Below are 13,256 nucleotides of genomic sequence, written 5' to 3' on the forward strand. Positions count from 1 at the left end.
CGCCATGGTCCGGCCATGGCCGCCGACGACGATGCCCCTCCCCCGCCCCCGCAGGACACCCGGCTGACGCAGAGCGAGACACTGGCCGCCGGGCGCTGGAGCCGCGACGCGATCTACCGCAAGCTCCTGTTCGCGGCCGGCTTCGTCTTCCTCGTCATCGGCGCCATCGGCATGGTGGTGCCCATGCTGCCGGGCACGGTGTTCCTGATCCTCGCCGCCTGGTGCTTCACCCGCTCGTCGCCGAAATTCGAGGTCTGGCTCCTCAATCACCGCTGGCTCGGCCCCGGCGTCGTGCGCTGGCGGGAAACCGGGGCGATCCCGCCCATGGTGAAGCTGTTCGCCCTGTCGAGCTTCATCGGCACCTTCACCGGCAGCTGGTATTTGGGCGCGCCGACCTTCGTGCTCGCCTTTCTCGGCGTGCTGTTCACGGTGCTTGCGGTGTTCATCGCGACGCGGCCGAACCGGTAGCGCGCGGCTCCCTCAGCGGCGCAGCGGGACCACGTTGTGGGGGAGTGTTTCCTCCTCCGCGCAGCAGACCCGGTTGCGACCGGAGCGCTTCGCCTCGTAGAGGGCCGCATCCGCCCGCTCCAGCGTGGCGAGCAGCGGCTCTTCCCGCGAGGCCAGCGCAACGCCGATGCTGACGGTGAAGGGCGGCACGTCCGGATCGTCATGGCCGATGATGGCGAGGCGCACAGATTCCGCCTGCAGCCGCGCCATCTCGGGCGAAGCGCGCTCCAGCAGGATGGCGAACTCCTCGCCGCCCACCCGGCCGATGAGCGCGGACTGCGGCAGCGTGTGCTGGAGCATGTCGCCGAAGCCGCGGATGGTCTGGTCGCCCACGCCGTGGCCGAACGTGTCGTTGATGGCCTTGAAGTGGTCGATGTCGATGAGGAGCAGAGCGAACGGCGCCGCCCCGGTCCGCCCGTGCACGAGGTCCGAGGCGCGCTGCTCGAACCCGCGGCGGTTGAGGAGACCGGACAGGGCATCCGTATCCGCCACCTCCAGCGTCTCCCGCACCAGTTCGAGCACCGAGATCACCAGAATCAGCAGCCCGGTGGCGACCATCAGGATGCCGGTGCTGATCTGGGCCACTACCGCGAACGGCGTATCCATGTAATTGATCTGGTGCGGCCCCGTGTGCAGGCTGATCGCCAGCGCGGCCTTGAGGGGCACGTGCATGCACAGCAGCGCGAACAGGCCGGCGAGGAGAAGATCACGCAGCCGGCGGGGGCTGTCGCGCAGCACCACCCAGCAGCTCGCCGCCGTCGCGAGCACGAACGGCGTCTGGTAGCTCACCACCCGCACGAGCGTGTTGACCGGCAGTTGCAGCGCCAGCGCGGCGCTCACGACGGTGACGATGCCCAGCACCGTCACCAGCCCCCACGGGATGGGCTTGCGATAGAGCACCGCCAGTCCCGGCACCATCAGGATAAGGCAGGCGGCGAAGGACAGGTAGATCACCGGCGCGAACAAGACCACCCAGCCGGTGTAGGACTGCGCCAGCAACGCGAGCGGCGTGATGACGATGGCGCCGAAGCTGGCGGCGAACCACAGGGGGGCCGTATTGCCACGGTGCAGCAGCGCCAGCGCGAGGTAGCTCGCAGCGAACAGCGCCGCCACTACGGCATTCATGACGATCGGGAAGGTCGCAGCAGGCATCGACCGGCGTCCGGACCCAAGCTCAAGCGTTGGCTAAACTCAGAGAATCAAGGCGCCGAATCGAGGTCCGGCGCAACACTTTTCAGACGCCTGCGGGCGGATTGCGCAACGTCACCGCCTATTCCACCGTTACGGATTTGGCGAGGTTGCGCGGCTGGTCCACGTCCGTGCCCATGATGACGGCCGTATGGTAGGCGATCAGCTGCACCGGGATGGAATAGACCATGGGGCACACGGTCGCCGGCATCTCCGGCAGGATCAGCTTCTGAACCGCATTCACCGGCGCGGCCTCCGCCCCCTTGGGGTCGGTCACGAGGATGATCTTGCCGCCGCGCGCCGCCACCTCCTCCATGTTGGAGACGGTCTTGTCGAAGATGCGGTCATGGGGGGCGATGACCACCACGGGCATCTTCTCGTCGATGAGCGCGATGGGGCCGTGCTTCAGCTCACCGCCGGCATAGCCCTCGGCGTGGATGTAGGAGATTTCCTTGAGCTTCAGCGCGCCTTCCAGTGCCAGCGGATAATTGGTGCCGCGGCCGAGATAGAGCACGTCCCGCGCCTTTGCCAGCGTGCGGGCCAGCACCTCGATCTCGGGCGAGAGCTTCAGCGCCTCGGTCATCAGGCGGGGCACTTCCATGAAGGCACGGACCAGCTTGTGCTCATCCTCCGCCGACAGCACCCCCTTGGCGCGGCCGAACGCGACGGACAGGCAGGCGAGGGTCGCCAGCTGGCAGGTGAAGGCCTTGGTGGAGGCGACGCCGATTTCCGGACCGGCGAGGATCGGCAGCACCACGTCCGCCTCGCGGGCGATGGTGGAGGTGGGCACGTTCACCACGGCCACCACCTTCTGCCCGCACTCCTTGGCGTAGCGCAGCGAAGCGAGCGTATCCGCCGTCTCGCCCGACTGGGAGATGACGATGGTGACGCCCCCCGGTGCCAGCGGCGTCTCGCGATAGCGGAACTCGGATGCGATGTCGGTGGAGACCGGCACGCGGCCGAAACGCTCCAGCCAGTATTCCGCCACCGCGCCGGCATAGAGCGCCGTGCCGCAGGCGGTGATGGAGATGTGCTGCACCTCCTTGGCGTCGAACGGCAGCTCGGGCAGCGAGACGGTCTCGTCGGCGAGGTCGAGATAGTGGCCGAAGGTGTGGGAGATGACCTCCGGCTGCTCGTAGATCTCCTTCGCCATGAAGTGGCGATGGTTGCCCTTGTCCACGAGGAGGGCACCGGCCGGCACCTTCTGCACGGCGCGCTCGACGATGCGCCCCGTCTCGTCGCGGATTTCCGCGCCCTCGCGGGTGAGCACGGCCCAGTCGCCTTCTTCCAGATAGGCGATCCGATCGGTGAACGGGCCGAGGGCGATGGCGTCCGAGCCGAGGAACATCTCGCCATTGCCGTAGCCGATGGCGAGCGGGGAGCCGCGGCGGGCGGCGATCATCAGGTCGGTCTTGCCGTCGAACAGGAAGGCGAGCGCAAAGGCGCCCTTGAGGCGCGGCAGTACCGCCGCAACAGCCGCAACCGGCTCCTTGCCGGAGAGCAGTTCGCGGTCCACCAGCTGGGCGACGACCTCGGTGTCCGTGTCGCTCCTGAAGACGACGCCGGCGGCCTTGAGGTCTTCCTTCAGCTCGCGGAAATTCTCGATAATGCCGTTGTGGACCACCGCCACGCGCTTGGTGCCGTGGGGATGGGCGTTGCGCTCGGAGGGCTTGCCGTGGGTCGCCCAGCGGGTGTGCCCGATGCCGGCGTGGCCCTTGAGCGGGTGCTTGTCGAGCTTGTTCTCGAGATTGCGCAGCTTGCCTTCGGCGCGGCAGATCTCGAGGTGCCCGTTCTCCAGTGTCGCGATGCCGGCGGAATCATAGCCGCGGTATTCCAGGCGCCGGAGGGATTCGACCACCTTGTCCGCGACGGCGCTCTTGCCCAGAATGCCGACGATCCCGCACATGCGATCTAGCTCCGATGTTGGTGGCGCCCTGATTGGGCCCGGCTGACAGTCGCGCCCAAGGTGCACTGCAAAAACTGAATGGACCGTTCCTAACCCGCAAGGAGCCAAGGCCGGAATCACATCGCCTTTCCGTTGGTGTCAGGCGAAGGCTAGCCCTTCTTCTTCGCGTCGGCCCGCGCGGCGCGGAAATCCTTGGCCCAGCCCTCTTTCACCACCTGCCGGCTGCGGGCGATGGCGAGCGCATCTTCCGGCACGTCGGAGGTGATGACGGCACCCGTCCCCACATAGGCCCCCGCGCCGATCGTCACCGGAGCCACCAAGGCGGAATTGACGCCGATGAAGGCCCCCGCGCCGATCTCGGTGCGATACTTGAAGAAGCCGTCATAATTGCAGGTGATGGTGCCGGCGCCGAGATTGGCTCCCGCGCCCACATGGGCATCGCCCACATAGGACAGGTGGTTCACCTTGGCCCCGCTCTCGATATGGGCGGCCTTGGTCTCCACGAAATTGCCGATGCGCACGCCCTCATCCAGCCGCGTGCCCGGCCGCAGCCGCGCATAGGGGCCGATGGAGACGCCGGGCGCAAGCTGCGCGCCTTCAAGATGGCAGAAGGCGTGGATCACCACATCGTCGCCGACCGTGACGCCCGGCCCGAACACCACGTGGGGCTCAACGATGACATCGCGGCCGAGCACGGTGTCGGCAGAGAAGAACACCGTCTCCGGCGCGATCAGCGTGACGCCCTCGGCCATGGCGGACAGGCGCAGGCGCTTTTGCAGGATGGCCTCGGCCTCGGCGAGCTGGATGCGGCTGTTGACGCCGGCCACCTCGTCCACGTCCGCCTTCGCCGCAACGGCGGAGCGCCCGTCTGCACGGGCGATTTCCACGGCGTCGGTGAGATAATATTCGCCCTTGGAATTGGCGTTGCCGATCCGGTCAAGGATGGAGAGGGCCTCCTTGCCCGAGAGCGCCATCAGCCCGGCATTGCAGAAGCGAACCGCCTTCTCGGCGGCGGTCGCGTCCTTCTCCTCGCGGATGGCGACGAGTTCGTCGCCGGAGGTGACGAGGCGGCCGTAGCCGGTGGGATCTTCCGGCTCGAAGCCAAGCGCGGCGACCGCAGCGCCCTCGGCCAGCGGCGCGCGCAGGCGGGCCAGCGTTTCGGGGCGCACCAGCGGGGTGTCGGCATAGAGCACGAGCACATCGTCGGCGCCCTGCTCCAGCGCGGCGCGGGCGGCGAGCACGGCGTGGGCTGTGCCGAGCCGTTCGGTCTGCACGAACACCTGCGCGTCCGGCACGATGCGAGTCGCCTCTGCGGCGACATCCTCGCGGCCGGGGCCGACCACCACGGCGGTGCGCGTGGCGCCGGCGGTGCGCGTGGCGCCGGCGGCGCGGGTCGCCGCCAGCACATGATGAAGCATGGTGCGGCCGGCGACCTTGTGGAGCACCTTGGGGAGGCGCGACTTCATGCGCGTCCCTTCCCCGGCGGCGAGCACCACCACGAGCAGGCTCCGGTCACTCATCGCGATTCCTCCGCGGCGCTAGCGTTCCGCCCCCCATTACCCCGCCGCCGCAGCAAGCGGAAGCGGGGAGAAGGCGAGACGCAAGCGCGCCGCAGATGGCGATTCTCAGGCGCCGCGGGTCCAGCGCAGGGTCGCCTCGGCGACGCGGCGGCCGAGATGGGCGGCGGTGCGGCGGTCGGTGGCGGGCGGCACCACGTCCGGGCCTTCATCGATGTTGGACTGGGCATAGGCGCCGGCGAAGCCGCCGAGGCGGTTCAGGTCTTCCAGCGAGCCCTTGGAATTGTTGTTGCCGGGATGCAGGCCAAGGCCCACCCAGACCATGCCGTGCTGCTGCGACAGGCCGAACATCGCATGGATGCCCTGGTGCTTGTCACCGTTCTGCGCGCCGGAATTGACGAAGCCGGCGGCCAGCTTGTCCTTCCACTTCATCTCGAACCAGCGCTTGGAGGACTTCTCGGCGAACGCCTGGAAGCCGGCGGAGACGTTGCCCATGTAGATCGGCGCCCCGAAGATGATGGCGGCGGCGCCGTCCAGCACGTCCCACTTCTCGTCCACTTCGTCCACGGAGACGAGGACGCCCTCGACCGCATCGACTTCCTTGATGCCGGCGAGCACGGATTCAGCCACCGCCTTGGTGTGGCCGTAGCCCGAGTGATACACGATCGCGACGACTGGCTTGGACATGACACGTCTCCCCGTTGGGTTCGCCACCGGTTATGCCGTGCATGGATGCCCACATCCAGCCGTAAGATCGCAATCCAGCCTTGCGCTTTCGCAAACGCACGACAGCGTGCTCAGGCGCCCTTGGGGAATTCCAGCCCCATCTCGCGGTAGCGCTCGGGATCATCCGCCCAGCTTTCGCGCACCTTCACGAACAGGAAGAGATGCACGGGCTGTTCGATGATCTCGGAGATCTCCTTCCGGGATTCGGTCGAGATGGTCTTGATGGTGTTTCCACCCTTGCCGAGCACGATCTTCCGCTGGCTTTCGCGCTCCACGAAGATCGTCTGCTCGATGCGGACGGAGCCGTTGCGCAATTCCTTCCAGCTCTCGGTTTCCACCGTGGAGCGGTAAGGCAGTTCATCGTGCAGGCGCAGGAACATCTTCTCGCGGGTGATCTCGGCTGCGAGCATGCGCATGGGCGCATCCGAAACCTGATCCTCGGGATAGAGCCAGGGGCCGGGCGGCACCGTCTCGGCGAACCAGCGGCGCACATCCACCACGCCATCGCCCGTGAGCGCGGAGACCATGAACACCCGGTCGAACGGCACCCGCTCGGTGATTGCGGCGGCCAACGCCAGCAGGCTGTCGCGGCGGATCAGGTCGATCTTGTTGAGGATGAGGGCACGTGGCTTGCGGATGTCCTTCAGCTGGCCGAGCAGCGCCTCGATATCCTCATCGAGGCCGCGGTTGGCATCCACCAGCAGCGCGATTACGTCGGCGTCGGCGGCATGGGTCCAGGCGCTCGACACCATGGCCCGCTCCAGCCGGCGCTTGGGCGCGAAGATGCCGGGGGTGTCCACCAGCACCACCTGCGCCGCGCCGTCCAGCGCGATACCGCGCACGATGGAGCGCGTCGTCTGCACCTTGTGCGAGACGATGGACACCTTGGTGCCCACCAGCGCGTTGGTCAGCGTGGACTTGCCGGCATTGGGCGCGCCGAGCAAAGCGACGAAGCCACAGCGGGTCGGACCTTCGAGCGGCGCGAGGGGGCCACGCTCCTCCCGGTCCAGCTCGTCGTCGAAATCGACCTCCTCGTCGTCCTCAGGAAGATCGTCCTCCGGAAGATCATCATCGAGGAGTTCATCCTCCGCGATATCCTCTTCGGCGACATCCTCCTGCGACGCGGCGGCGGCGAGGGCTTCCTCTTCCGCAACGGCAGGGTTTTGATCCAGGGCGGCCGTGTCGGCGCCCGCCTTCTTCCTCGGTGCCATCAGGCCTCGTCCTTCTCCCAAACGCCCTCACGGACGAGGAAGGCGGCAGCGGCCGCCTTCTGTGCATTCTGCTTGGAGGCGCCATCCGCCTGCGCCGAGACGAGGCCGGGCAGGTCCACCGCCACGGTGAAGCGGGGTGCGTGGTCCGGGCCGGAGCGCATCACCTCGCGATAGACGGGCGGCGGCAGGCCGCGAGCCTGCGCCCATTCCTGCAGCACGGTCTTGGCATCGCGCAGCGGCCGGCGCGGGGCCTCCAGGCGCGGACGCCAGAAGCGCTCCACCAAAGCGTGGGCCGCCTCATACCCGCCATCGAGGAACACCGCCGCCACCACGCCCTCGGCGACGTCGGCGAGGATGGCGCGGCGCTTGTGCGCACCGGATTGGCTTTCGCCGGGGCCGAGGCGGATGAACGGGCCGAGGTCCATGTCCTCGGCGACCTCCGCGCAGGCCTCCTCGCGCACCAGCTCGGCGAGCCGGCGCGACAATTCCCCCTCCTCGCCTTCCGGGAAGGCGAGATAGAGCATGTGCGACACCACCGAGCCGAGCACGTGGTCGCCCAGGAATTCCACCCGCTGGTAGGAGCGCAGGCGCGGCGCCTCGCCCTTCACGGCGCTGATGTGGGACAGGGCCAGCTCAAGGATGGAGCGATCGCGGAAGCGGTAGCCGATCCGCTCCTCGAGATGGGCGAGATCCCGCCCTGCCCCGTTCAGTGTACCCGTGTGAACAGCCGATCCCATCGCACCGTCCAAGGCCATGTCCAAACCTGCCACGCAGAAGCGCCCTCGTCGATCGAGAAGAAGATCAGCTGCGCCTTGCCGATGAGATTCTCGAACGGAACATAGCCCACCTGGCTCAGCACGCGGCTGTCGGCGGAATTGTCCCGGTTGTCGCCCATCATGAAGAAGTGCCCGAGCGGCACCTCATAGACGGGCGTGTTGTCGTAGAAGCCGTTGTCCACCAGGTCCAGCGTCTCGTAGGAGACGCCGTTCGGCAGCGTCTCGCGCCAGCGCTTCACCGGCACCTTGCGGCCGGAGCCGTCGTCCTCGCTCACGTCCGACAGGCGCTCGCGCTGCACCGGCACGCCGTTGATGTGCAGGAGACCGTTGATCATCTGGATCTTGTCGCCGGGCATGCCGACCACGCGCTTGATGTAGTCGGTCTCGTTGTCCTTCGGCAGCTTGAACACCACCACGTCACCGCGGGTCGGCTCGGACCCGAAGATGCGGCCGGAGAACAGGTTGGGCGAGAAGGGAATCGAGAAGTGGGAATAGCCGTAGCTGTACTTGGAGACGAACAGGTAGTCGCCGATCAGCAGCGTGTCCTTCATCGACCCGGAGGGGATGTTGAACGGCTGGAAGAGGAAGGTCCGGATCACCAGCGCGATCAGCAGCGCGTGGACAATCACCCGGACGGTTTCGAGAAAGCCGCCGTCCTTCTTGGAATCGCTGGTCGCGGTCATCGGGTGTCCAAGGTTTCCCAAATGAGGCGCAGGGTACGACAAACTGCGCCGAAACTGAGGAGATACCGGCAGATGCGCGCCGGTCTCGACAGGCAAGACCGCCCCTATAGAGGCTTCCCGGCCTCCCGGCAACGCACGCCCTCGACCTCCTCCAGCGTCAGGCGCCGGAGCGGGGCACCGCCGAGATGATGACATAGGCGGCGGTGAGCGGTCCCTCGTCGGTGAGGGAGAGGTGGATATGCGGCTCGTACCCGTCCGGCACCATCTGCGCGAGCCGCCGCGCCGCGCCGCCGGTCAGCACCAGCGTCGGCTGGCCAGAGGGCAGGTTGACGACCCCCATGTCGCGCCAGAACACCCCCCGGCTCAGCCCGGTACCCAGCGCCTTGGCGCAGGCTTCCTTGGCCGCGAAGCGCTTGGCATAGGTCTCCGCCCTCAGCTTGCGTCGATCTGCCTTCGCCCGCTCGACGGGCGTGAAGACGCGGTTCAGGAACCGGTCGCCGAACCGCTCGATGGATTTGGCGATGCGGCGCGCGTCCGAGAAGTCGGAGCCGATGCCGAGGATCATGCCGCCTCGCCCTGTGCGGCCGCCCGCCCGGCGGCAATGGCCGCCCGCATGGTGCGGATGGCCGCCTCCAGCCCGACGAAGATGGCCTCGCCGATGAGGAAATGGCCGATGTTCAGCTCCACGATCTCGGGAAACGCCGCGATGCGTTCGGCCGTCGCGTAGTCGAGTCCGTGGCCGGCATGGACCTCCAGTCCGAGGGCGTGGGCCTGCCGCGCCCCGGCCTTCAGCCGCGCGAACTCGGCCTCGGCCTCCGCCGTGCGGCCTTCCGCCACCGCGTCACACCAGCCGCCGGTATGCAGTTCCACGATATCGGCGCCGAGGGTGGCCGCCGCTGCGATCTGCCGCTCCTCCGCCGCTATGAAGAGGGAGACGCGGATGCCGACCGCCTTCAGCCGCGCGATGCGCGGACCAAGCTCGGCGGCGAGCCCTGCCGCGTCGAGCCCGCCCTCGGTGGTGCGCTCCTCCCGCCGCTCCGGCACGAGGCAGCAGGCATTGGGGCGGACGGAGACGGCGATGCCCACCATCTCCTCCGTGGCGGCCATCTCGAAATTCAGCGGCAGGTCGATCTCGGCCTTCAGCCGCGCCATGTCGGCATCGCGGATATGGCGCCGGTCCTCGCGCAGATGGGCGGTGATTCCATCTGCCCCCGCAGCGGCGGCGAGAAGAGCGGCGCGCACCGGATCCGGCAGGAGGCCGCCCCGCGCGTTGCGCACGGTCGCCACGTGGTCGACGTTCACCCCGAGCCGCACCGGCTTCAGCACCGCCATTTCGCTTGCTCCCGTCCGCGCCGGCCTCAGCCGTTCACGCGCTCCACCTGCGAGACCACCTCGCGGGCCTTGAGGTCGGCGATGATGGCGTTGAGGTGCCTGAGATCGAACACCTCCACGTCGATCACCATCTCGTGGAAATCGGCCGAGCGCGCATGCATCTGCAGCCCGTCGATATTGCCGCCCCGGTCGCCGATGGCGCCGGCGATCTGCGCCAGCGAGCCGGGCTCGTTGCGGGCGGTGACGATGATGCGGGCGGGGAAGCGCCCGTCGGACAATTCGTCCACGTCCCACCGCACGTCCAGCCAGCGCTCGGGCGCGTCCTCGAAGCCCTGCAGCGACGCCGACTGGATCGGATAGATGGTGATGCCCTCGCCGGGCGTGAGGATGCCGACGATACGGTCCCCGGGCACAGCGCCCCCATCCGGTGCGAAGCGCACGGGCAGGTCGCCATTGATACCGCGGATGGGGATGGCGTCCAGCCGTTCCGACGTGGTGCCCTCGGGAATCTTGAACTTGAGGTTGTGCCCGCGCTTCAGCTCGAACCAGCCCTCGCCGCTGGCGGCGCGCTCCGCCCGCTCCTCGGGGCGGGGCGGCACCCAGTCGGGATAGACGGCGCGGATCACATCGTCGGTCTTGATCTCGCCCCGGCCGATGGCAGCGAACACGTCCTCCGCCGAGGCGCGGGCGAGCCGGGGCGTCGCCTTGGCCACGGCATCTTCGGTGAAGGGCTTGCCGACGCGGGTGAAGGCCCGCTCGGTGATCTTGCGGCCGAGGCCGGCATATTGGGCGCGCACGGCGGCACGGGTGGCACGGCGCACCGCGGCGCGCGCCTTGCCGGTGACGGCGATGGTTTCCCACGCCCCCGGCGGCGTCTGCGCCTTGGAGGTGATGATCTCCACCTCGTCGCCGTTCTTCAGTTCCGACACCAGCGGCGCGATGGTGCCGTTGATCTTGCACCCCACCGCCGTGTTGCCCACGTCGGTATGCACCGCATAGGCGAAATCGATGGGCGTCGCCTTGCGCGGCAAGGCGATGAGTCGGCCCTTGGGGGTGAAGCAGAACACCTGGTCGTGGAACAGCTCGAGCTTGGTGTGCTCAAGGAATTCCTCGGGCGAGAGCCCCTGCGACAGGTTCTCGATGGTCTTGCGCAGCCAGGCATAGGCGCGGCTCTCGTGGGAGAGCATCTCCCCCGGCGCGCCCGAGGCATCCTTGTAGAGGGCATGGGCGGCGATGCCGTATTCGGCGATCTCCTCCATGTCCTTGGTGCGGATCTGCATTTCGACGCGCTGGCGGCGCGGGCCGACAACCGTCGTGTGCAGCGAACGGTAGTCGTTCGGCTTGGGGGTGGAGATGTAGTCCTTGAACCGGCCGGGCACGATGGCCCACTTGGTGTGGACGACGCCCAGCGCCCGGTAGCAGTCCTCCACCGAGGAGACGAGCACGCGGAAGCCGTAGAGATCCGACAATTGCTCGAAGCCGATGGCCTTGCGCTCCATCTTGCCCCAGATGGAAAAGGGCCGCTTCTCGCGTCCCTTGACCTCGGCCACGATGCCACGCCGGGCGAGTTCGTCCTTCAGCTCGCGCTCGATCTCCTGCACCACCGGGCCGTTGAACTGCCGCAGTTCGGAGACGCGGGTGGTGATGCTCTCATAGGCTTCCGGGGAGAGCTGGCGGAAGGCGAGATCCTCCAGCTCCTCGCGCATGTCCTGCATACCCATGCGGGCAGCCAGCGGCGCGTAGATGTCCAGCGTCTCCTGCGCCACCCGGTCCCGCTTCTCCGGCGGCACCCATTTCAGGGTGCGCATGTTGTGGAGGCGGTCGGCGAGCTTCACGAGGAGCACCCGCACGTCGTCGGCGATGGCGAGCAGCAGCTTGCGGAGATTCTCGGCCTGCTTCGCCTGCTTGGAGACGAGGTCGAGCTTCTTGATCTTGGTCAGCCCCTCCACCAGCGTCGCGATCTGGTGGCCGAACAGCCGCTCGATCTCCGCCTTGGTGGCGCTGGTGTCCTCGATGGTGTCGTGCAGCAGGGCCGAGACGATGGTGGCGTCGTCCAGCTTGAGATCGGTGAGGATCGCCGCGACTTCGAGCGGATGGGAGAAATAGGGATCGCCGGACGCACGCAGCTGACTGCCGTGCGCCCTCATGGCGTAGACATAGGCGCGGTCGAGCAGCGCCTCGTCGGTGTTGGGATTATACCGTCGAACGCGCTCGACGAGTTCGTATTGGCGCATCATGGCCGGAACGATCCGTCGCAGCACGGCGGAGCGGGTCAGCGCGACCGCCCCATCCTTGTTGAACCGTAGATATCATGAGGAGGGGCGGGATGCGCAAGCCATTGTCACTGCATGGGTGTGGGAATGTCGCGCATGCCTTGATCCGCCTGCCTCCCCCTCCCCATGCGGAAGAGGGAGGCGCCAATCTCACGGCAGAAGCAGCGTCGCCCCGGTGGTGTTGCGGCCTTCCAGGTCGCGGTGCGCCTTCTGCACATCCTTCAGCGCATAGGTCTGGTGGATCGGGATCTTCACCGCGCCGGTCAGCACCGCCTCGAACAGGTCGTTGGCGGTGGCGATGAGGTCGGCCCGCTTGGCGACGAAGGTGCCGAGCGTCGGGCGGGTGGCGAACAGCGAGCCCTTGGCCGACAGGTGCAGCAGGTCGAAGTTCTTGATGGCGCCCGAGGCGTTGCCGAAGCTGACGAACAGGCCGAGCGGCTTCAGGCAGTCGAGGGAGGCGGGATAGGTCGCCTGACCGACGCCGTCATAGACCACGTCGCACAGCTTGCCGGAGGTGATCTCCTTCACCCGGTGAACGAAGTCCTCGTCCCGGTACAGAATCACCTCGTCGCAGCCATTGGCGAGGGCAAGCTCGCCCTTGTCCTTCGAGCCGACGGTGCCGATCACGGTGGCGCCGAGGTGCTTGGCCCACTGGCACAGGATGAGGCCAACGCCGCCGGCGGCCGCCTGCACGAGAATCACGTCGCCCGGCTTGATGTGGTGGGTGCGGCGCACGAGATACTGCGCCGTCATGCCCTTGAGCATCATGGCCGCGGCGGTGCGGTCGTCGATGGCGGCGGGCAGGTGGACCAGCGCCGCGGCGGGAACGTTCCGCAGCTCCGCATAGGCACCGATGGTCATGGCATAGGCCACGCGGTCGCCGGGGTGAAAATCGGTCACGTCGGGACCGACCGCCTCGACGACACCGGCGCCCTCATTGCCGGGAATGAAGGGCATCGTCGCGGCCTTGTAGAGGCCGGTGCGGAAATAGACGTCGATGAAATTGAGGCCGATGGCGGTGTGGCGCACCTGCACCTGGCCCGGCCCCGGCGGGGGAACCACCACCTCTTCATAGGTGAGCACCTCGGGACCGCCCGTCTGATGCACCTGAACCGCATGGACCATGACCACCAACCC

At 67.7% G+C, this 13,256-nt stretch carries 12 protein-coding genes; 1 reads left to right on the plus strand and 11 read right to left on the minus strand.

The features are described 5' to 3' along the window. The first annotated feature begins 15 nt into the window (after positions 1–15). Positions 16–468, plus strand: coding sequence for a YbaN family protein (locus FHT36_RS02085; protein WP_246701976.1), 453 nt, complete (start codon positions 16–18; stop codon positions 466–468). Between the two features lie 12 nt (positions 469–480). Here the strand turns inward: FHT36_RS02085 and FHT36_RS02090 are convergent, their stop codons facing one another. From FHT36_RS02090 to FHT36_RS02140, 11 genes are all read right to left on the minus strand, one after another. After that, entirely contained in the window at positions 481–1,659 is a 1,179-nt protein-coding gene (locus FHT36_RS02090; protein WP_169120703.1) for a diguanylate cyclase, read from the minus strand. 118 nt (positions 1,660–1,777) lie between these two features. Continuing rightward, positions 1,778–3,601: a glutamine--fructose-6-phosphate transaminase (isomerizing) gene (gene glmS, locus FHT36_RS02095; RefSeq protein WP_169120705.1), complete on the minus strand. Its 1,824-nt coding sequence runs from the start codon at positions 3,599–3,601 to the stop codon at positions 1,778–1,780. A 149-nt stretch (positions 3,602–3,750) separates the two neighbouring features. Beyond that, positions 3,751–5,121: a bifunctional UDP-N-acetylglucosamine diphosphorylase/glucosamine-1-phosphate N-acetyltransferase GlmU gene (glmU, locus tag FHT36_RS02100; protein WP_169120707.1), complete on the minus strand. Its 1,371-nt coding sequence runs from the start codon at positions 5,119–5,121 to the stop codon at positions 3,751–3,753. Between the two features lie 105 nt (positions 5,122–5,226). After that, a complete protein-coding gene (locus FHT36_RS02105) occupies positions 5,227–5,805 on the minus strand; it encodes a flavodoxin family protein (RefSeq protein ID WP_169120709.1) in 579 nt (192 codons plus the stop codon). A 110-nt stretch (positions 5,806–5,915) separates the two neighbouring features. After that, entirely contained in the window at positions 5,916–7,055 is a 1,140-nt protein-coding gene (gene era / locus FHT36_RS02110; RefSeq protein WP_246701977.1) for a GTPase Era, read from the minus strand. Then, positions 7,055–7,792 (minus strand): ribonuclease III, encoded by a 738-nt coding sequence (gene rnc, locus FHT36_RS02115; protein ID WP_169120711.1) that lies wholly within the window; start codon positions 7,790–7,792, stop codon positions 7,055–7,057. Before rnc ends, era begins: the two co-directional genes overlap by 1 nt. Beyond that, positions 7,762–8,514, minus strand: coding sequence for a signal peptidase I (lepB, locus tag FHT36_RS02120; protein WP_029558371.1), 753 nt, complete (start codon positions 8,512–8,514; stop codon positions 7,762–7,764). Before lepB ends, rnc begins: the two co-directional genes overlap by 31 nt. Positions 8,515–8,671: 157 nt before the next feature. Beyond that, positions 8,672–9,079, minus strand: coding sequence for a holo-ACP synthase (gene acpS / locus FHT36_RS02125; RefSeq protein WP_169120713.1), 408 nt, complete (start codon positions 9,077–9,079; stop codon positions 8,672–8,674). Next, on the minus strand, positions 9,076–9,846 hold the full coding sequence (locus FHT36_RS02130) for a pyridoxine 5'-phosphate synthase (RefSeq protein WP_169120715.1): 771 nt from the start codon (positions 9,844–9,846) through the stop codon (positions 9,076–9,078). Before FHT36_RS02130 ends, acpS begins: the two co-directional genes overlap by 4 nt. Positions 9,847–9,872: 26 nt before the next feature. Next, positions 9,873–12,083 carry a bifunctional (p)ppGpp synthetase/guanosine-3',5'-bis(diphosphate) 3'-pyrophosphohydrolase gene (locus FHT36_RS02135; RefSeq protein WP_169120717.1) on the minus strand — a complete coding sequence of 737 codons (2,211 nt, stop codon included), beginning with the start codon at positions 12,081–12,083 and terminating at the stop codon, positions 9,873–9,875. 186 nt (positions 12,084–12,269) lie between these two features. Further along, positions 12,270–13,244 (minus strand): quinone oxidoreductase, encoded by a 975-nt coding sequence (locus FHT36_RS02140; RefSeq protein WP_169121468.1) that lies wholly within the window; start codon positions 13,242–13,244, stop codon positions 12,270–12,272. Positions 13,245–13,256: the final 12 nt, after the last annotated feature.

This window comes from Xanthobacter sp. SG618, from assembly GCF_012932745.1.
Lineage (GTDB): Bacteria > Pseudomonadota > Alphaproteobacteria > Rhizobiales > Xanthobacteraceae > Xanthobacter > Xanthobacter flavus.